Origin of the sequence: Rhodococcus sp. ARC_M12, from assembly GCF_022810385.1 — a bacterium.
In the GTDB taxonomy this organism is placed as follows: Bacteria; Actinomycetota; Actinomycetes; order Mycobacteriales; family Mycobacteriaceae; genus Rhodococcoides; species Rhodococcoides navarretei.
Genome location: NZ_JALGQI010000002.1, coordinates 132024 through 148878, shown reverse-complemented (window position 1 = coordinate 148878; position 16855 = coordinate 132024). Strand labels below are relative to the sequence as shown.

Genomic DNA, 16855 nt, shown 5'->3' with positions numbered 1-16855 from the left:
ATCCATCCATAACTTCGAGTTCGCGTCAGCATCAGGCGTCGAAGTGCTTGCGGTTCTTCAACACCGGCAGCGTCTTCCGCACGGCGTCGACCAGTTCGGTGTGAATGTCGATGGTCAGCATTCCGGGGGTCGCGTCCAGTTGACCGAGGATCTCTCCGGTGGGCGAGCAGACGATGCTGTGTCCCACGCCCAATGGTGCATTCCCTTCGGCGGCAGCGGGTTCGGCTTGATCGCAGGCTGCGATGAAAGTCGTCGAATCCAACGCGCGTGCCCGTGCGAGCAAGGTCCACTGTTCGATCTTGCCGTCTCCCGATCCCCAGGATGCCGGAACGACGACGAGTTCCGCACCGAGGTCGCCGAGCTTCTGGAACAGAGCCGGGAATCGAATGTCGTAGCAGGTTGCGAAGCCCACTCGAACTCCGGCGATGTCCACCACCAGCGGGTCCGAACCCGGTGCGACGGTATCGGATTCGGCGAATCCGAAGGCGTCGAACAGGTGAATCTTGTCGTAGCTCGCATCGATTCCGGGGCCGGTCACGAGCAGGGTGTTGGTCACCCTGTCCGCTGCCGCGGGCGTGAACATCCCGGCGACGACGGTGATGCCGGTGGCGGACGCGATGTCACGTACAGCGTTGGCCCATTCGCCGTCGAGGGATTGTGCGAACTTGCGTATCGGCCCGCCGAAGCACCGCATCGTCGCCTCCGGGAACACCACGAGGTCCGAGCCGGCGTGCGCGGCTGCCCGGGCATGAGTGTCGATGAGTTCGAGGTTCTCGGCGGGGTGTTCGCCACTGGTGATCTGGGCGAGACTGACGCGGATCGTGTCGCTCATGCACTACATCGTATGCCCCGGGCCGCCGGCGTCTCCGACCAGCGAATTCGTGTCTTTTTCGGGTGCCAGCGCCCGTCGCGACCCGTCTACGACGTAGAGTCGAACTGCTCGACGTTCAGACAACAGCCATTCAGAGCACCACAGCCGGCGTCGGCGGGCCGGCGCAACCGCAGGAGACTTCAGTGACGAAGCCAGTGATCGAATTTCAGGCCGGACCCGCACCATTGGACCTGGTGACGGTCGACCTCGTCGAGGGTGACGGCGCAGAGGCAGTGGCGGGTGGCACCGTCGAGGTGCACTACGTCGGAGTCGAGTTCGACTCCGGCGAAGAGTTCGACTCGTCCTGGAACCGTGGCGAATCCATCCAGTTCCCGCTGCGTGGACTCATCCAGGGCTGGCAGGACGGCATTCCCGGAATGAAGATCGGCGGACGCCGTCAGCTCACCATTCCGCCGGAGCTCGCCTACGGCCCCGCAGGCGCAGGACACCGACTGTCCGGCAAGACGCTCGTGTTCGTCATCGACCTGCTCGACGTCAAATAACTGCAGGTCCGGTAACAGCGCGGGTTGCCGCGGCGGCGGCCGTACCCCCTCGGCAACCTGCGTAAGACTGCAATAGTCAGCGGTCCTGCAATTCCAGCACCAATCGCGCGCCGCCGAGCGGACTGTCCCTCACATAGGCTCGGCCACCGTGCAATTCGGCCTGTTGCGCTACCAGCGCCAGGCCGAGCCCCGAGCCGCCCGTCGCGGCCCCGGTGCCACGCTCGAATCGCCCGAACACCGTGTCGCGCTCCTCGAGGGGAATGCCCGATCCGTTGTCGTCGATCGACACGCGCACCGTCGTACCCACCCGTTCGGCGGTGATGACGATCGAGGTGGCGTTGCCGTGCCGTACGGCGTTGCCGATCACGTTGTCGACGGCAAGTCTCAGACCGGTCGGCAGCGCGCGCATCGTGATCTCGCAGTCGGCGGCGGACTCCACTCGTATATCGAGTTCGGGGTGCTGTCGTTGCGCATCCTGGGCGGCGACGTCGCAGATGTCGATGATGTCGGTCTCGACTCTGTCCGCCTCGCTGGACAATTCGCCCGATGCCAGTCGCTCCAGGGCGGTCAGAGTGGTCTCCACCCGCCCCTGTGTTCGTTCGAGGTCACCCAGAATCTCTAGCTGCTGCGCAGGTTCGAGATCGAGTGTTCTGAGCACCTCGATGTCGGTGCGCATCGCGGTCAGTGGGGTTCGCAGCTCGTGCGCAGAGACGGCCGCGAAGTCGCGTGCGGTGTCGAGAGCGGCATTGGTGCGGTCCTGTGCCTCGTTGAGTCTGGTGAGCATGCCCCCGATCGCGACAGCGAGTTCGTCGGCTTCGGTGACGCCAGTCCGGGTTTCCGGAGCGGTCGGCGGTTGCGCGCTGACCTGCCTGGTCAACGTTACGAGCGGTCTGACGGCCCGGCCACCGAAGAGCCATCCCAAACCGGTGGATACGGCGACTGCGGCCAGCCCCAGCAGGAGTACCTGTTTCTGTTGCTCGTCGGTCACCTGTTGCGCTTCGATGGCCGGCACTCCGATGGAAATGGAGATCGACGAGACCACGGTCGAGACCGCGGTGTAGACCCGGAAGCGTCGACCGTCCACGTCTACGGTCTGCGAACCGGTCTCCAGCGCGGGCAGCCGTGTCGGGGTGGACGCGACGACGATGTCGCCACTGCGAATGGTGACGGCGAACGCGCCCGAGAGCTGGTCTATGAAGGCTTCCAACGTCGACGAGTTCGGGACCAGAACCTGCGATGCCGTCGTCAGACGCTCGTCGAGTTGATTGACGTTGTTGCGCGAGATGGCAACCGACGTGACCACCGCGAGGGCGGCGACCACGAGGGTGGCACCGAGCGCAGTGGCCGCGGCCACTCTGGCGCGCAGGGAGAAGCTCATGCGGCATCCCGGACGACGAAGCCGACGCCGCGGACCGTGTGCAGGATGCGCGGCGATCCGTCGGCCTCGAGCTTGCGTCTGAGGTAGCCGACGAACACGTCGACCACGTTGGTGTCGGCGACGAAGTCGTAACCCCAGACCAGTTCCAGCAGTCGCTCACGCGTCAGGACGACGCCCTTGTTACGAGCCAGGATCGCCAACAACTCGAATTCTCGCTTGGTCAGGTCGATATCGGCTCCGCCGCGGTGGACGCGATAGCCGGGGATGTCGACCACCAGCGTTCCGACGGCCACGGCGGAGTTGGGTGTGCCCGAATCCGTCACCGGTGCAACCGGACTGGTGCCGCGTCGTCGCAACATGGCGCGAATTCGAGCTACGAGCTCGGCCAACACGAACGGTTTGGTGAGATAGTCGTCGGCACCGGATTCGAGTCCGGCGATGCGATCGTCCACCGAACTGCGGGCACTGAGCACACAGATCGGAATGTCGTTGCCCATGGCGCGCAACGCGGTGACCACGCTGGCACCGTCGAGTACCGGCATGTTGATGTCGAGCACGATGGCGTCGGGCATGGATCTGGACACGACGCCGAGAGCCTCTGCGCCGTCGGATGCGGTGATGACGGTGAACCCGGACAAGCGCAGTCCGCGTTGCAACGACGACAGCACGTCGGCGTCGTCATCGACGACCAGGACGGTGGCGGGGGCACTCGGCGATTCGGTCACCGGTCCAATGCTAGGCAACCCAACTGTCGACGGTGCTGCGGCGTTCCTCGGGTGTCTTGGCGAAGAAGTCCTCGAGGGCACTGCGACGCCCGGTGTCGGCATCGAGTGACCAGGCGAGCGCGGGGGCCTTGGCGTAGAGCTGCTCGTAGTACTTCTCGAAGGTGCAGGTGCTGTCGATCAGGGAGAGGGCACCGGGGAAGGGGCGTGCGTTCGTCATGACGTTCTCCTTGTCTGTTCGGTATATCCCAAGGTAGAGGCCTTAGTTGCGGCCTTGGTGAGTCGTCGTTGGCGGTTCTCTGAGAATCGAACGATCGAGCCGGGGATTGCTCGCGGCGGGGGTGGGTAAGACTGATCTCATGTCGATCGTCTGGTTTCGCCGTGATCTCCGTCTGGGTGATCTGCCCACCCTCACCGCCGCTGCCGAGTCCGGAGATCCGGTCCTCGGGCTCTTCGTTCTCGACGACCGTCTGCTGAAGCCGTCCGGCGGACCGCGTAAGGACTTTCTGTATCGGTCTCTCGAGGCACTGAACGAGCAGCTCGACGGCAGGTTGATGGTGGTGCACGGTGACCCCGAGACGGTGGTCCCGAAAGTGGCGAAGGCCGTCGGGACCGAGGACGTGCACATCAGTGCCGATTACGGCCCCTACGGGCGCGAGCGAGACGCCCGGGTCGGGGAGAAGGTGACGTTGGTCGAGACCGGCTCTCCGTACGCGGTCGCGCCGGGTCGGATCGTCAAGAACGACGGGGAGCCGTACAAGGTGTTCACGCCGTACTCACGCCAGTGGATGGACCACGGCTGGCGCGGGCCTGCCGATACGTCCGCGAACACTGCCGACTGGATCGACCCGGACGAGGTCGAAGGTGTTCGGCGCGTGAAGATTCCTTCCGAGAAGGAGGCGTCCGACGCGGCTGCCGGTGAAGCCGCCGCATCGAAGCAGTGGAAGGAATTTCTCGACGAGGTTTCTGCGTACGACGACGAGCGCAATCGTCCCGACCTCGATTCGACGAGTCGGATGTCGGTGCATCTGAAGTACGGAACCATTCATCCGCGGACGATGCTCGCGGACCTGGGCAAGCTCCGCAACGAGGGCGCAGCGTCGTATCGTCGCCAGATCTGCTGGCGAGACTTCTACGGCGACATCCTGTTTCAGCGTCCCGACAGCGCGCGTGAGAACTACGTCAAGAAGTTCGATGCTATCGAACTGGACTCGGGCAAGCACGCCGACGAGTTGTTCGAGGCCTGGTGCAAGGGCGAGACCGGCTTCCCGATCGTCGATGCCGGTATGCGGCAGTTGAACTCGGAGAAGTGGATGCACAACCGAGTTCGCATGATCGTGGCGTCGTTCCTCGTCAAGGATCTGCACCTGCCCTGGTGGCGGGGTGCGCGCTACTTCATGCAGCATCTCGTCGACGGCGATCTGGCCAGCAACCAGCACGGCTGGCAGTGGACCGCAGGAACCGGGACCGACGCGTCGCCGTACTTCCGAGTGTTCAATCCGATCACCCAGGGCGAGAAGTTCGACCCCACCGGCGAGTACGTGCGCCGCTGGGTGCCCGAGCTACGCGGTGAAGAAGGAAAAGCCGTGCACACATTGAAGTTCGGCCGTCCCAAGGAATACCCGGAGCCGATCGTCGATCACAAGCACGAGCGGGAAGTGGCGATCGCCCGGTTCAAGGCACTTTAGCGCAGGAGCGGAGCCTGCGGAGTGACCCCTATTTTCTGCGGGACAACCCGACTCCCACCAGGCAGATGACCCCGCCGACCACGGCGAGGACGTGGGGAACCTCGCCCAGCAGCAGCCAGGCCAGAACGATCGTGATCGGTGGGACCGCATACGTGGTGATGCCGAGCTTGCCTGCGTTCATTCGCGTCAACGCGTAGGCCCAGGTGCTGAACGCCAATGCAGTCGGGACGAGGCCGAGGTAGATCAGTCCGCCGGTGGCACCGGTCGAGGCAGTCGACAGGTCGTCGAGCAGAGCCGGAGCGAAAGGCAGCGTGCACACCGCGCCGATGGTGCATGCCATCCACGTGACCTGAAGTCCTGGAATGGTGCGCAGCACCGGCTTCTGGCTGAGCACTCCGATGGCGTAGGTCACCGCGGACACCAGACACAGTGCGATGCCGAGGACGTCGGCGTCTGTTTTGGTGGTCGAGGTGGTGGTGACGGCGGTGACGACGCCGACCATGACCGCACCGGCGAACGCGATGCCTGCACCGATCACCAACCACCTCGGAAAGCCCTCGCCCAGAAGCAGACCCGCGAACAGGGCAACCAGAATCGGTCCGATCTGAATGATCATCGACGTCGTGCCGGCGTCGACGCGCTGCTCGGCGGCGTTGAGGGCGACGTTGTAGATGCCGAACCAGAACACGCCGATGCTGATGATCTGCAGCCACTGCGTGCGGTTGGGCTTGACCCATTGTCTTCTGGCCAGAACTATCGCGCCGAGTGCCACAGATCCGATCAGTAGCCGGCCGAGTGCGAGCGGGCCGGCACCGAAGGATTCGCCGACGCCGCGAATCGCCACGAAGGCCGAGGCCCACGAGACCACCGTGACGGTGACCGCGCCGAGGGCGAGCCAGTCGACGGCAGGACGGGTGTCGAGATCTGTCATGCCGACGACGCTATCGCGCGCGAACGACCCCTGGCGCGCGGATTTCGGCCATGGTTGCTCGTATTACCGCCGCTATCTGCCGAGCAGCTTCTCCAGCGCGTCGAGGACGGCCGGATCCTCGATGGTCGACGGCACGCCGTACTCCTCGCCTGAGACGATCTGGCGCATCGTCTTCCGCAGGATCTTGCCCGATCGGGTTTTCGGCAGCGCTCCGACGATCGTCACGTCGCGGAACGTCGCGAGCGCGCCGATCTGATCGCGCACCATGGCCACCAGTTCGCTACGCAGCTGCTCCTCGGTGATGGTCTCCCCGGCCTTGAGCACCACGTACCCGCTGGGGCGCTGGCCCTTGAGGTCGTCGTGGATACCGATGACGGCGCATTCGGCGACGGCGGGGTGGCCGGCCAGCACTGCCTCCATCGACCCGGTCGACAGGCGGTGTCCGGCGACGTTGATGACGTCGTCGCTACGGCCCAGCACGTAGACGTAGCCGTCGGCGTCGATGTATCCGGAATCGCCGGTGAGGTAGTAGCCGGGGAACGTATCGAGATACGAACGCTGGAAACGTGATTCGTCGTTCCACAGACCCACCAGCGCGCCCGGCGGCAACGGCAGCTGCACGACGATGTTGCCCTCGGTGCCGGCCTCCACCGGACTACCCGACGCATCCAGAATTCCGACCTGGAACCCCGGCACCGGAACAGTGGGTGACCCCGGTTTGATCGGAAGTGGTTCCAGCCCGCGGAGATTGGCGCAGATCGCCCACCCGGTTTCCGTCTGCCACCAGTGATCGACGACCGGGCGATCCAGCGTGCGCGAAATCCATTCGTACGTATCGGGATCGAGGCGTTCACCGGCGACGAACAGGGTCTCGAGCGACGAGGTGTCGTACTTCTCCAGCTCGGCGGCGTGCGGGTCCACCTTGCGGATGGCACGCAATGCCGTCGGCGCAGTGAACAACGCGCGGACGCCGTGATCCTGGATCACCCGCCAGAATGCGCCTGCATCGGGAGTCCCGACGGGCTTTCCTTCGTAGAGAACCGTTGTGGCACCGGCAAACAGAGGTGCGTAGACGATGTACGAGTGCCCGACGACCCAGCCGACGTCGGACGCCGTCCACATCACCTGCCCGGGCCCCACGTCGTAGATGTTGCGCATCGACCACGTGAGAGCCACGGCATGACCGCCGTTGTCGCGCACCACGCCCTTGGGCTTGCCGGTCGTGCCCGAGGTGTAGAGGATGTACAGCGGATCGGTAGCGAGCACCGAAACCGGTGGGGCGGCGGTGGCGTCGGCGATGAGGGTGTCCCAGTCGAACCAGTCGTGATCGCCGGGAATTCCCTCTCGTGATTTCACGATCACCGCAGGCGTTTTCGCGGTGGTGAGGGTCAGCGCGCGTGCCACCAGAGGCAAATACTCGATGACGCGACCCGGCTCGAATCCACCGCTGGCGGTGATCAGCAGTGTCGGTTCGGCGTCGTCGATACGTGCGGCGAGTTCCTTGGCTGCGAAGCCGCCGAACACCACCGAATGCACTGCGCCGAGCCTGGCGCACGCGAGCATGGCGACGACGGCCTCGGGAATCATCGGTAGGTAGATCACCACACGGTCGCCCGGCCCCACGCCCTGCCCGCGCAGTACCCCGGCGAAGCGAGCGACCTGGTCGAGCAGTTCGGCGTAGGTGTAGCTGCGGGTGAGACCGACCATCGCCGAGTCGTAGATCAACGCGGTCCGGTCGCCGTGCCCGGCGTCGACGTGCCGGTCCAGGGCATTGAAGCAGGTGTTCAGACGTGCTCCGGGAAACCAGTGCGCGCCGTCGAACGCAGTGGTGGGCGGGGTGTCCCAGTCGATGTCTGCCGCCGCAGACAGCCAGAATTGCTCACGGTTGTCGATACTGTCCTCGAAGGCCTGCCGATACTCGCCACTCATGTTGTGGAGCGTAGTTCGGGGCGGGGTGGTCCGGGCCGGGTTGCGCACTACCGGCGACGACCGGCGGAATCCCGTCGACCGGCGGTCGTTGCGTGCACTGGTGCCCGGTGCACGTCAAGATTTGGTGTCCGGGCGTCAAGATTGCGTCAACACCCCTGTTCGACGCCACCGCCCGGCGCAAGACTTCTTCTCATGACACTTCTCGACATGCTTCCGTCCCTCGGTGCCGCCTACGTTTCGCGGTGCGATCCTGCGCTCTGGCCGGCCGATACGCATTGCGTCTGCGGCCGCATCACGGTCGACGGCGTTGCGCTGGAGGATCTGGCCGATGCGCAGGGCACTCCGGTGCAGTGGGGACCGATTCTGGTGACTCGCGTGCGGTCGGTCATCGCCGGGGAGGTGGGCGTCGATGCGGAGTTCGGGGATCTGCTGCAGGCCGTGGTGGTCAACCGGCATTCGGTGGGTCCGGTGGTCAAGGTCGATGTGCACGGCCCGGGTCGCCGCTGCGTCAGCCCGGTGGAGCTACCGGCCGACCTCCGTGCGGGGGATGTGCTGGCGCTCGTGACCTCGCAGGTGCACGAAAATTCGTAGCAGGCTACGAAGTTGCGCTCACATGCGGCGCAGCCGCTCACCCCAGCGTGCGGTAGCGGCCGAGTCTGGACTGCGTGCGAGCGGCAGCATCGACGGTCGACAGCCCGCGCAGTTCTCGGACGATGGCATCGGCGACTCGTGCGGAGAACGCAGCCGGTTCGTCGGCCGCGTCGGGAAGTTCGGGAACGATGGCGTCGACGATGCCATCGCGCAGTAGATCGACCGAGCGGATGCCCTGCGCCTCGGCCATCTCCGGGGCGTGAGCGGTGTCGCGGTGCACGATGGCACTGGCTCCTTCGGGCGGAAGTGGTGCGAGCCAGGCATTCTGGGCGCACAGCACGCGATCGGCAGGGAGTAGCGCGAGCGCTCCGCCGCCGGTGCCCTGGCCGAGCAGCACCGACACCGTGGGAGTGTCGACGGTGACCAGATCCGAGATCGATCGCGCGATCTCCGGTGCCAGGCCGCCTTCCTCCGCCTCCTTGGACAGTGCTGCGCCGAATGTGTCGATGACGAGTACCAGAGGTAGCCGAAGTTCCTCGGCCAGGCGCATGCCGCGGCGAGCTTCTCGTAGTGCCGCTGGGCCCATCGTTGCCGTGGCGGTGCTGCTGCTTCGGTCGTTACCGAACAACACGCAGGACACGCCGCGGATGCGGCACAGGGACAACAGAATCGAGGTATCGGCCTCGCCCTGGCCGGTGCCGCTGAGTGGAACGTGCTCGCTCGCAGCGTGTTCGATGAGTTGCCGAATGCCGGGGCGATCCGCGCGCCGCGACGACTGCACCGAATGCCAGGCCGACTGCTCCGGTATCTCGGCCGGCTCATCGTCGGTGAGATCGGGCCACACTGTGGCGTCGACGATCACTCGGAGCGCACGGATCAACAGGTGGCGCAGTTGATCGACCGGCACCACGCCATCGATGACGCCGTGCTGGTAGAGATTTTCGGCGGTCTGGACGCCGTCGGGAAATGGCTTGTCGTACAACGCCTGATAGACGCGTGGTCCGAGGAACCCGATGAGGGCACCGGGTTCGGCGACCGTGACGTGAGCCAACGATCCCCAGGACGCGAACACTCCACCGGTCGTCGGATTGCGGAGATACACCAGGTACGGCAGGTGCGCCGCCTTGTGCGCGGTGACGGCGGAGGCGATCTTGACCATCTGCACGAAGGCCAACGTGCCCTCCTGCATGCGCGTGCCGCCGGAGGTGGGGGAGGCGATCAGCGGCAGTCCCTCGGCCGTGGCACGTTCGATCGCGGAGGTGATGCGCTCGGCCGCCGCGACACCGATCGATCCGGCAAGAAAGGCGAACTCGCACGCGATGATCACCACGCGTCGACCGTCGATGGTGCCCTCGCCGGTGACCACCGACTCGTCGACGCCGCTCTTCTCACGAGCCTTGGCCAGGTCCCTCAGATAGGACTCCCCAGGATGGACGTCCACAGGCGTGGAGTCCCACGACACGAACGATCCGCCGTCGAGAACGGAATCGAGAATCTCGGCGGCGGACGTCCGTGGGCTCATGGAAGAACCCTAGCGAGCAAACGCTTCCTTCCACGAGACGGTCTTGCCGATCCGAAGAATGGAACGTTGATAGATCTTCGCGGCACCCATCGCCAGGATCGCGGTCGTGATCACCATCAGGACCGCCGAGCCGACGATCTGTACCGGCGAGGTCACGCCTGCGGCGATGCGCAACGGCATCATGATCGCGGAGAACGGTGGGATCCAGCTCAAGGTGTTGGCGAGGGTGCTCTCCGGATCGCTGACGGAGTAGAACGCCGCGAAGAACATCGCCATGATCAGGATCAACAGAGGCATGGTCGTCGAGTTGACGTCCTCCTGTCGCGAGACCATCGACCCGCCGGCCGCGTAGAGCACCGCGAAGAAGGCGAAGCCCAAGATGAACCAGGCCAGCGTTGCCGCGAAGACACTGACGGCGGCACCGGTGACGGTGAGTACGCCCGTGCCCAATCCTGCACCCACACCGGCTATTCCGTACAGCGCAAGCTGCAGGATGCCGACCGCACCGATGCCGAGGATCTTGCCCCAGAGCAATTGCAGCGGGCGGACGGTGGACAGCAGTAGTTCGACGACGCGTGACGACTTCTCCTCGACGACGCCCATTGCGACGTACATGCCGAAGCCGATGATCTGGGCGTAGAGCAGGAATACAGCGGAGAGGGCCAGCGCGGTCCGTTGACCGGCCTCGGGGTCCGGCGGATCGATCGCGTCGACGGTGACCGTGGCGGCACTTGTCGCTGCCCCGAGCTCGTTCTGATCCACACCCTGTTGCGCCAGTGCAGTATTGGTGGCCTGCGTTGCGACACTGCCTTCGACGACGGCGCGCAACGTGCCGGTCAGATCGGACTCGGTGACAGCGGTGTACGCACCTGCGGTTCCGTCCGGAACCAACGCCACGTCGAGATCCCCGGATTCGACGCCACTGCGTGCGGCCGCCGCGTCGGCGACCTCGCGAACCTCGACCGGAGACCCGACGGCATCACCGGTCGCTTCCACCACGGCCGCGATGGACTGATCGCCCGCGATGCCGACGATGTCGCGCTCTTCGTCACCGCTGCCGGAGAAGATCGAGAATGCGATGATGCCACCGACGATGACGGCGAGAATGATCGCGTTGCTGATGACGAAGCTCTTCTTCATCACCTGAACGGTGAACTCGCGCTTGGCTATCAAGGATACTGCGCTGAAGGAGTTCAGTTGGGAGCTCATGCCACTACCGCCTCTCGGAACAGGTCGCTCAGTGAAGGTTTCTGGATGGAGAAGTCGTGTACCGGACCGGTCGCCAGTGCGGCCCGCAGGATCTCCTGATCGTCGGCCCCGGGTGCCAAACCCAGGACGGTGACGCCGTCACTGTGGCCGAGGGTGCTCACCCCGGCGATGCTCGACGCCCATCCGGGTGCCGCGTTCGGTGCATGGACGCGCAGTTGTGAATCTCCCGAGCCGCGTAGTTCGTCCACGGTCCCGACGGCTTTCATCGAGCCGGCGGCGATGATGCCGACGCGGTCGCACAGGCGCTGCACCAGGTCGAGTTGGTGGCTCGAGAACACCACCGGCACTCCGGCAGCAGCCTTTTCGCGCAATACCTCGCTCATCACGTCGACGGCGATAGGATCCAGTCCGGAGAACGGCTCGTCCAACACAAGAACCGCGGGATCGTGCACCAGCGCGGCCGCCAGCTGCACACGCTGTTGGTTGCCCAGGCTCAATGCGTCGACGGTGTCGTTGACGCGCTGATCGATGCCGAGGCGTTCGGTCCAACGCATCACCGCAGCCTTGGCGTCCTTGGTCGACAGCCCGTGCAGTTCGGCCATGTAGGCCAATTGCGGGCCGACCTTCATCTTCGGATACAGGCCGCGCTCTTCGGGCATGTATCCGATGGTGCGACGGACATCGAGGTCGACGGGCTTGCCGCCCAACAGAACCTGGCCGGAATCTGCCGACAGAACTCCCAGTGCGATGCGCATCGTGGTGGTCTTGCCTGCGCCGTTGCTGCCGACGAAGCCGAACAGTTCGCCCGGCCGGACGTCGAAACTCAGGTTGTCGAGGGCGATCTTGTCGCCGTATCTCTTCGAGACGGAGTCGATCGTGAGGGTGCTCATGGTGCCCTTTCGGTCGTTACTGCTGTTCGAAATCTTCGGTGTCTTCTGGTTCGGGGTCGGGAGTGATCCAGGCGAGAATGATTGCCGGAGTCGATATTCCGATCATCAGTGCCGCGAGAGTCCAGCCGCCGCCGGCGTAGGCGAGACGGGGGAGGTCGGGAAAAGTCGTGGACAGGAAGATCAGGGCGAAGGCCGCGACCATGACCAACCCCTGCGTGACGGTGAGGCCGATGGAGCGAGCCTCGTTGCGCTGCTGTACTTCCCATTCGTCCAATGCTCCGACAGGCGCGTCGCTGTGGCGTCCGGAGACCGTCTGCAGAGCTGTCCAGATCGGAATGAAGATGACTGCGGCGGGAATCCAGACGATCGCGGCCCACGAGAAGAACAGCGTCGAGATGCTGACGACGACGAACGTCAGGTCGGCGGCCATGACTGCGACGGCGAGAATGCGGCGTCGACGCTGCGTGCGCCACTTCGGAAGCCAGTGTCTCGTGTTGGCGTCGTTCTCCAGGAATCGGCGCGTGCGATAGGCCTGATAGCGGGTGAGGAAGTCGATGTGTTCGCTCATTGTCAGCCGTCCTCGGGATCGGGGTCGGGAGTGTTCCATGCGAGAAGCATTGCGGGGGCATATCTCCCGGCGCTCAGAGCGGTCAACACCAATGCCCCTCCCGAGAGCGCCAAATCTGTGTTGTCCAGGAACATTGCCCCGAGAAACAGGTAGGACGCTGCTGCTGTGCCCAACCCCTGAGTGACTGTCAGTCCGATCGATCGGGCGTGGTTACGACGTGCAACCTCGTACTCGTCGAGTGCATCCTCCGGCGCTTCGGCACGGCTGTGAGAGACGATGCCGAGGACGATGGCTGCGAAGAGGAACGCGATGTAGCACACGGCCCATCCGCCGAGTGCCCCCCTGACCGCGAGAGTTGCCAGCGCGAATCCGGCCGCAGCGGCGAGGAGGGTGATCAGCGCGATCACGAAGATGCGGCGACGCTTCTGGACTCGCAGGCCCGGTAGCCAGTTGGCGTAATGCTTGTCGCTGTCCAGGAACATCTGCGTGCGGGATTCCTGATAGCGAGAGAAGATGCTCGGCTCGGGCTTGTTCATCGATCCTTCTCCCTTCGGAAGAGTTCGGCCGAGAGTGGTCCGAGTTCTTCTCGTGAGAACACTGCTTCGATCGGCAGATCGAACACATCGCAGATGCGCATCGCGAGGTCGAGGCTCGGGTAGTGGTCCCCTCGTTCGAGGGCGCCCACCGTCTGGGGATTCACTTCGACGAGTTCGGCCAGTTGCGCGCGGCTCATCTTTCGTTCTGCCCGCAGAACACCCACCCTGTTGAAGATCGGGAGCGCGGTACCGCGCTTGACTGGGCTCATGACAATGAAGTGTTGTATAAACCCAACGATCTGTCAACGGGTAATAACGGATTGCTTGAGTCGGCTACGTTTCCTGCTGCTCCCGAGCGTCGGCAACGATGGTGCGCATGGTCGTCAGAAACTCGTCGATCGTCGCCCGCTGCTCGGGTGTGAAACGCGCCAGCTCGTCGACTGCGCGGCCGATCACGGGGCCGAAGAACGCGGTGCCGAGTTCCGAAGCGTGTGCGGTCACGCGCAGCAGTACTCGCCGACGATCGGCTGGGTCGGGTTCACGTGATACCAACTGGCGCTTCGCCATTCGATCGACGAGGGCGGTGACGGATGCCGATTCCAGGCCCAGCTGTGCGCCGAGCCAGCCGGGCGTGGCACGCGTTCCGGCTCGGTCCGCATCCAGCAGGCAGATCAGCGCCCGGATATCCGTCGGGTGGAGCGCATGTCTTTGCGCGAACTCCGCGCCCAGAAGATCGAGGTCGACCGTCAGTGCGCGTAGCTGGTGGACGGCAGAGGCGGGCTCGGTCATGTGCTGATCCCTCGGTTGATGCTGGACGGAGAGTGTCTCCATTGTCTATTATCTCGATCATCGAGAGAATTGAGGGTTGCTGTGACCGTGGACAAGTTCTGTGCCGCCTACGACCGAGTTCTGAAGAAATGGCCTGCAGATACCCAGGCCATCGACGTGAACACGGTGCACGGCACCACGCGAATCAACGCCTGCGGACCCGTCGATGGCCCGGCTCTGGTGCTGCTGCCGGGGGCCGGTGCGACCTCCACCGTGTGGTTCGCCAACGTCGGGGCACTCTCGCAGCGATATCGGATGTACGCGGTCGACCTGATGGGCGACGTGGGACGCAGCGTTCCCGGTAACCAGTCCATCGACTCCGTGGACGAGCTGTTGGACTGGGTGACGGCGGTGCTGAATGAGCTGAATCTGCCCACCGCGGCGTTCTGCGGCCATTCCTACGGCGCGATGATCGCTCTGGCATACGCGCTGCGTCACGACAACCGCGTCGACGCACTGACCCTCCTCGATCCCAATGCCTGCTTCGGCTCCATGAGTCCGCGCTACCTGCTGCATGCGCTACCGATACTGCTGTTCCCCAACGAGAAACGGCAGCGCGCTTTCGTCCGGTGGGAAACCGATGGCGCGCAGTTGGATTCCGACTGGCTCGACGTACTTGCTCTGGGAGCCACGCATGCCCCGACCACAAAAACCATTGTTCCCAAGCGGCCGAAGCCCGCTGCGTTCGAGAACTTCGGTGTGCGTGCCACCGTGGTCCTCGCGGGGAAAGGGAAGGTGCACAACGCTGCTCGCATCGAAGCGGCTGTGCATGCCGTTCTGCCGAGTGCGAGGACGGTGATACTCGAGAACTCCACGCACCACGGGCTCCCGATGCACCCCGTAGCAGAGGTGAACGAGATCCTGCTGAGCTGACGTGAATCGGGTGCAGCTGACCGCGCTCACCGCGGTCAGCTGCACCCGATTTCGATCACCGCGACTACTGTTCCGACAGTTGTCCGTCGGCCATCGTCCAGTGACGAGTGCTTCGGACCGTGTCGAGCATTCTGCGGTCGTGAGTCACCAGCAGCAGCGTGCCCTCGAAATTCTCCATGGCGCGTTCGAGTTGTTCGATGGCGGGCAGGTCGAGGTGGTTGGTGGGCTCGTCCAGCACCAGCAGATTCACGCCCCGGGCCTGCAGCAAGGCGAGTGCAGCGCGGGTTCGCTCACCGGGCGAGAGCGACGACGCCGGCCGGAGTGCGTCGTCGCCGCGCAGTCCGAACTTGGCCAGCAGCGTGCGTACCTCGGCATCGGGCCACTCGGGAACCGCGGCGCTCAAGGCGTCGGACACCGTGCCGTCGCCCACGAAATATGCTCGTGCCTGGTCGATCTCACCGATTGCCACACCCGAACCCAGCGAGGCTGTCCCCTCGTCCGGCTCCAACCGGCCCAGTAGTACCGACAGCAACGTCGTCTTGCCGGAACCGTTGGGCCCGGTGATGAGGATGCGATCGCCCCAGTCGATCTGCGTCGTCACCGGACCGAACGTGAACCCGGATCGCCGCACCAGAGCACCGCCCAGCACCGACACGACAGTTCCGCTACGGGGAGCCGCGGCGATCTCCATTCGCAGCTCCCATTCCTTGCGAGGCTCCTCGACCACCTCGAGTCGCTCGATGCGCCGCTGGGTCTGACGGGCTTTCGCGGCTTGTTTCTCGGTCGACTCGGCGCGGGTCTTGCGGGCGATCTTGTCGTTGTCGGTGGCCTTGCGTCGTGCATTGCGCACCCCCGACTCCATCCAGTTGCGCTGCATCTGCGCGCGAGACTCCAACGCGGACTTGGTGTCCGCGAACTCGTCGTACTTCTCCCTCGCATGCTGGCGCGCAATCTCCCGTTCCGCGAGATAGGACTGGTAGCTGCCGTCGTACACATCGATGCGACGCTGCGCTCGATCGAGCTCGACGACGCCCGTCACCGTCCGTGCCAGGAATTCGCGATCGTGACTGACGACAACGATCGCCGCCCGCGTCGCGACCACGAACTGCTCGAGCTGCTCGAGGCCCGCCAGATCGAGATCGTTGGTGGGCTCGTCGAGCAGCAGAATGTCGTAACGCGCGAGCAAAATTGCCGCGAGCCCCGCGCGCGCAGCCTGTCCGCCCGACAGATCCGTCATCAGTGCAGACCCATCGACCTCGAGACCGAGATCGGCCAGTACCTTCGCCGTGCGCTCCGCCAGATCAGCGCCGCCGAGTGCCAGCCACTTCTCCAACGCGGGGGTGTAAAGGTCTTCGTCGGCAGGAGCGGAGCCTGCGGAGTGACCAGAGTCGCTGCCACCCAGGGCCTCGGCGGCTGCGTTCATGGAGGCTTCGGCATCGGTGACCCCGGTGCGCCGACCGAGGAAGTCCAGCACCGTTTCCCCGGCGATGCGCTCGGGCTCCTGCGCCAGATAGCCGACGGTCGCGTCGGGCGGGCTGGTGTATATCTCACCCTCGTGATCGGCCGTCCCGACCCCCGCGAGCAGCGTCAACAGCGTCGATTTACCTGCGCCGTTCGCCCCGACGAGCCCGATCACATCACCCTCTGCCACCGTCAGATCCAGTCCGGAGAACAGGGTTCGATCGCCGTGAAATGCGGCGAGATCGTCGATACGAAGCGTTGCGGTCACACCGAAACACTAGGCCGTGCATTCTGGTCGTTCATCAGGCTCCACTCCTGCCCGGGAACAACACCACCCCACCCACCGTTGCCATTC

Annotated in this window: 18 protein-coding genes; 4 read left to right on the top strand and 14 right to left on the bottom strand. The window is 64.7% G+C overall.

The genetic code is table 11. The annotated features are described in order from the left end of the window. Positions 1–31 precede the first annotated feature (31 nt). Positions 32–832: a carbon-nitrogen hydrolase family protein gene (locus tag MTX35_RS04230; RefSeq protein WP_243593776.1), complete on the bottom strand. Its 801-nt coding sequence runs from the start codon at positions 830–832 to the stop codon at positions 32–34. A gap of 182 nt (positions 833–1014) precedes the next feature. Here MTX35_RS04230 and MTX35_RS04225 point away from each other — a divergent pair, with 182 nt between their 5' ends. Then, positions 1015–1374, top strand: coding sequence for an FKBP-type peptidyl-prolyl cis-trans isomerase (locus MTX35_RS04225; protein WP_243593775.1), 360 nt, complete (start codon positions 1015–1017; stop codon positions 1372–1374). A gap of 76 nt (positions 1375–1450) precedes the next feature. Here MTX35_RS04225 and MTX35_RS04220 read toward each other — a convergent pair whose 3' ends face one another. From MTX35_RS04220 to MTX35_RS04210, 3 genes are read right to left on the bottom strand one after another with little or no spacing between them, the layout of a single operon-like run. Next, a complete protein-coding gene (locus MTX35_RS04220) occupies positions 1451–2752 on the bottom strand; it encodes a sensor histidine kinase KdpD (protein WP_243593774.1) in 1302 nt (433 codons plus the stop codon). Beyond that, entirely contained in the window at positions 2749–3477 is a 729-nt protein-coding gene (locus tag MTX35_RS04215; RefSeq protein WP_243593773.1) for a response regulator transcription factor, read from the bottom strand. Before MTX35_RS04215 ends, MTX35_RS04220 begins: the two co-directional genes overlap by 4 nt. A 10-nt stretch (positions 3478–3487) precedes the next feature. Next, the gene (locus tag MTX35_RS04210; protein ID WP_243593772.1) at positions 3488–3694 is read right to left on the bottom strand and encodes a hypothetical protein; all 207 of its coding nucleotides are present in this window, start codon (positions 3692–3694) and stop codon (positions 3488–3490) included. Positions 3695–3833: 139 nt separating this feature from the next. On the opposite strand from MTX35_RS04210, the gene MTX35_RS04205 reads away from it, so the two are divergent. Then, a complete protein-coding gene (locus tag MTX35_RS04205; protein WP_243593771.1) occupies positions 3834–5162 on the top strand; it encodes a deoxyribodipyrimidine photo-lyase in 1329 nt (442 codons plus the stop codon). Between the two features lie 28 nt (positions 5163–5190). On the opposite strand, the gene MTX35_RS04200 is transcribed toward MTX35_RS04205, so the two are convergent. Both MTX35_RS04200 and MTX35_RS04195 read right to left on the bottom strand, forming a co-directional pair. Continuing rightward, positions 5191–6093 carry a DMT family transporter gene (locus MTX35_RS04200; RefSeq protein WP_243593770.1) on the bottom strand — a complete coding sequence of 301 codons (903 nt, stop codon included), beginning with the start codon at positions 6091–6093 and terminating at the stop codon, positions 5191–5193. A gap of 72 nt (positions 6094–6165) precedes the next feature. Continuing rightward, complete coding sequence (locus MTX35_RS04195; protein WP_243593769.1) at positions 6166–8022, bottom strand: propionyl-CoA synthetase; 1857 nt, start codon at positions 8020–8022, stop codon at positions 6166–6168. A gap of 192 nt (positions 8023–8214) precedes the next feature. Here MTX35_RS04195 and MTX35_RS04190 point away from each other — a divergent pair, with 192 nt between their 5' ends. Then, positions 8215–8613 (top strand): hypothetical protein, encoded by a 399-nt coding sequence (locus MTX35_RS04190; protein WP_243593768.1) that lies wholly within the window; start codon positions 8215–8217, stop codon positions 8611–8613. 37 nt (positions 8614–8650) lie between these two features. On the opposite strand, the gene MTX35_RS04185 is transcribed toward MTX35_RS04190, so the two are convergent. The 7 genes from MTX35_RS04185 to MTX35_RS04155 all read right to left on the bottom strand — a co-directional run bounded on the left by MTX35_RS04185 (position 8651) and on the right by MTX35_RS04155 (position 14127). Beyond that, complete coding sequence (locus tag MTX35_RS04185; protein WP_243593767.1) at positions 8651–10135, bottom strand: acetyl-CoA carboxylase carboxyltransferase subunit alpha/beta; 1485 nt, start codon at positions 10133–10135, stop codon at positions 8651–8653. Positions 10136–10144: 9 nt separating this feature from the next. Continuing rightward, on the bottom strand, positions 10145–11344 hold the full coding sequence (locus MTX35_RS04180; RefSeq protein WP_243593766.1) for an ABC transporter permease: 1200 nt from the start codon (positions 11342–11344) through the stop codon (positions 10145–10147). Beyond that, positions 11341–12234: an ABC transporter ATP-binding protein gene (locus MTX35_RS04175; protein ID WP_243593765.1), complete on the bottom strand. Its 894-nt coding sequence runs from the start codon at positions 12232–12234 to the stop codon at positions 11341–11343. Before MTX35_RS04175 ends, MTX35_RS04180 begins: the two co-directional genes overlap by 4 nt. 16 nt (positions 12235–12250) lie before the next feature. Then, complete coding sequence (locus tag MTX35_RS04170; RefSeq protein ID WP_243593764.1) at positions 12251–12802, bottom strand: hypothetical protein; 552 nt, start codon at positions 12800–12802, stop codon at positions 12251–12253. A gap of 2 nt (positions 12803–12804) precedes the next feature. After that, the gene (locus tag MTX35_RS04165; protein ID WP_243593763.1) at positions 12805–13338 is read right to left on the bottom strand and encodes a hypothetical protein; all 534 of its coding nucleotides are present in this window, start codon (positions 13336–13338) and stop codon (positions 12805–12807) included. Further along, the gene (locus tag MTX35_RS04160; RefSeq protein ID WP_032385724.1) at positions 13335–13607 is read right to left on the bottom strand and encodes a helix-turn-helix transcriptional regulator; all 273 of its coding nucleotides are present in this window, start codon (positions 13605–13607) and stop codon (positions 13335–13337) included. The genes MTX35_RS04165 and MTX35_RS04160 overlap by 4 nt, the downstream gene beginning before the upstream one ends. 64 nt (positions 13608–13671) lie before the next feature. Next, positions 13672–14127, bottom strand: coding sequence for a MarR family winged helix-turn-helix transcriptional regulator (locus MTX35_RS04155; protein WP_243593762.1), 456 nt, complete (start codon positions 14125–14127; stop codon positions 13672–13674). An 81-nt stretch (positions 14128–14208) separates the two neighbouring features. Here MTX35_RS04155 and MTX35_RS04150 point away from each other — a divergent pair, with 81 nt between their 5' ends. Further along, complete coding sequence (locus MTX35_RS04150) at positions 14209–15039, top strand: alpha/beta fold hydrolase (protein ID WP_243593761.1); 831 nt, start codon at positions 14209–14211, stop codon at positions 15037–15039. Between the two features lie 64 nt (positions 15040–15103). Here the strand turns inward: MTX35_RS04150 and MTX35_RS04145 are convergent, their stop codons facing one another. Further along, entirely contained in the window at positions 15104–16768 is a 1665-nt protein-coding gene (locus MTX35_RS04145; protein ID WP_243593760.1) for an ABC-F family ATP-binding cassette domain-containing protein, read from the bottom strand. Positions 16769–16855: the final 87 nt, after the last annotated feature.

Coding starts and splice junctions, on each gene's coding strand:
- MTX35_RS04165 (WP_243593763.1), bottom strand. CDS start 13,338: ATGAACAAGCCCGAGCCGAGCATCTTCTCTCGCTATCAGGAATCCCGC.
- MTX35_RS04180 (WP_243593766.1), bottom strand. CDS start 11,344: ATGAGCTCCCAACTGAACTCCTTCAGCGCAGTATCCTTGATAGCCAAG.
- MTX35_RS04210 (WP_243593772.1), bottom strand. CDS start 3,694: ATGACGAACGCACGCCCCTTCCCCGGTGCCCTCTCCCTGATCGACAGC.
- MTX35_RS04220 (WP_243593774.1), bottom strand. CDS start 2,752: ATGAGCTTCTCCCTGCGCGCCAGAGTGGCCGCGGCCACTGCGCTCGGT.
- MTX35_RS04170 (WP_243593764.1), bottom strand. CDS start 12,802: ATGAGCGAACACATCGACTTCCTCACCCGCTATCAGGCCTATCGCACG.
- MTX35_RS04200 (WP_243593770.1), bottom strand. CDS start 6,093: ATGACAGATCTCGACACCCGTCCTGCCGTCGACTGGCTCGCCCTCGGC.
- MTX35_RS04185 (WP_243593767.1), bottom strand. CDS start 10,135: ATGAGCCCACGGACGTCCGCCGCCGAGATTCTCGATTCCGTTCTCGAC.
- MTX35_RS04230 (WP_243593776.1), bottom strand. CDS start 832: ATGAGCGACACGATCCGCGTCAGTCTCGCCCAGATCACCAGTGGCGAA.
- MTX35_RS04190 (WP_243593768.1), top strand. CDS start 8,215: ATGACACTTCTCGACATGCTTCCGTCCCTCGGTGCCGCCTACGTTTCG.
- MTX35_RS04175 (WP_243593765.1), bottom strand. CDS start 12,234: ATGAGCACCCTCACGATCGACTCCGTCTCGAAGAGATACGGCGACAAG.
- MTX35_RS04160 (WP_032385724.1), bottom strand. CDS start 13,607: ATGAGCCCAGTCAAGCGCGGTACCGCGCTCCCGATCTTCAACAGGGTG.
- MTX35_RS04195 (WP_243593769.1), bottom strand. CDS start 8,022: ATGAGTGGCGAGTATCGGCAGGCCTTCGAGGACAGTATCGACAACCGT.
- MTX35_RS04155 (WP_243593762.1), bottom strand. CDS start 14,127: ATGACCGAGCCCGCCTCTGCCGTCCACCAGCTACGCGCACTGACGGTC.
- MTX35_RS04205 (WP_243593771.1), top strand. CDS start 3,834: ATGTCGATCGTCTGGTTTCGCCGTGATCTCCGTCTGGGTGATCTGCCC.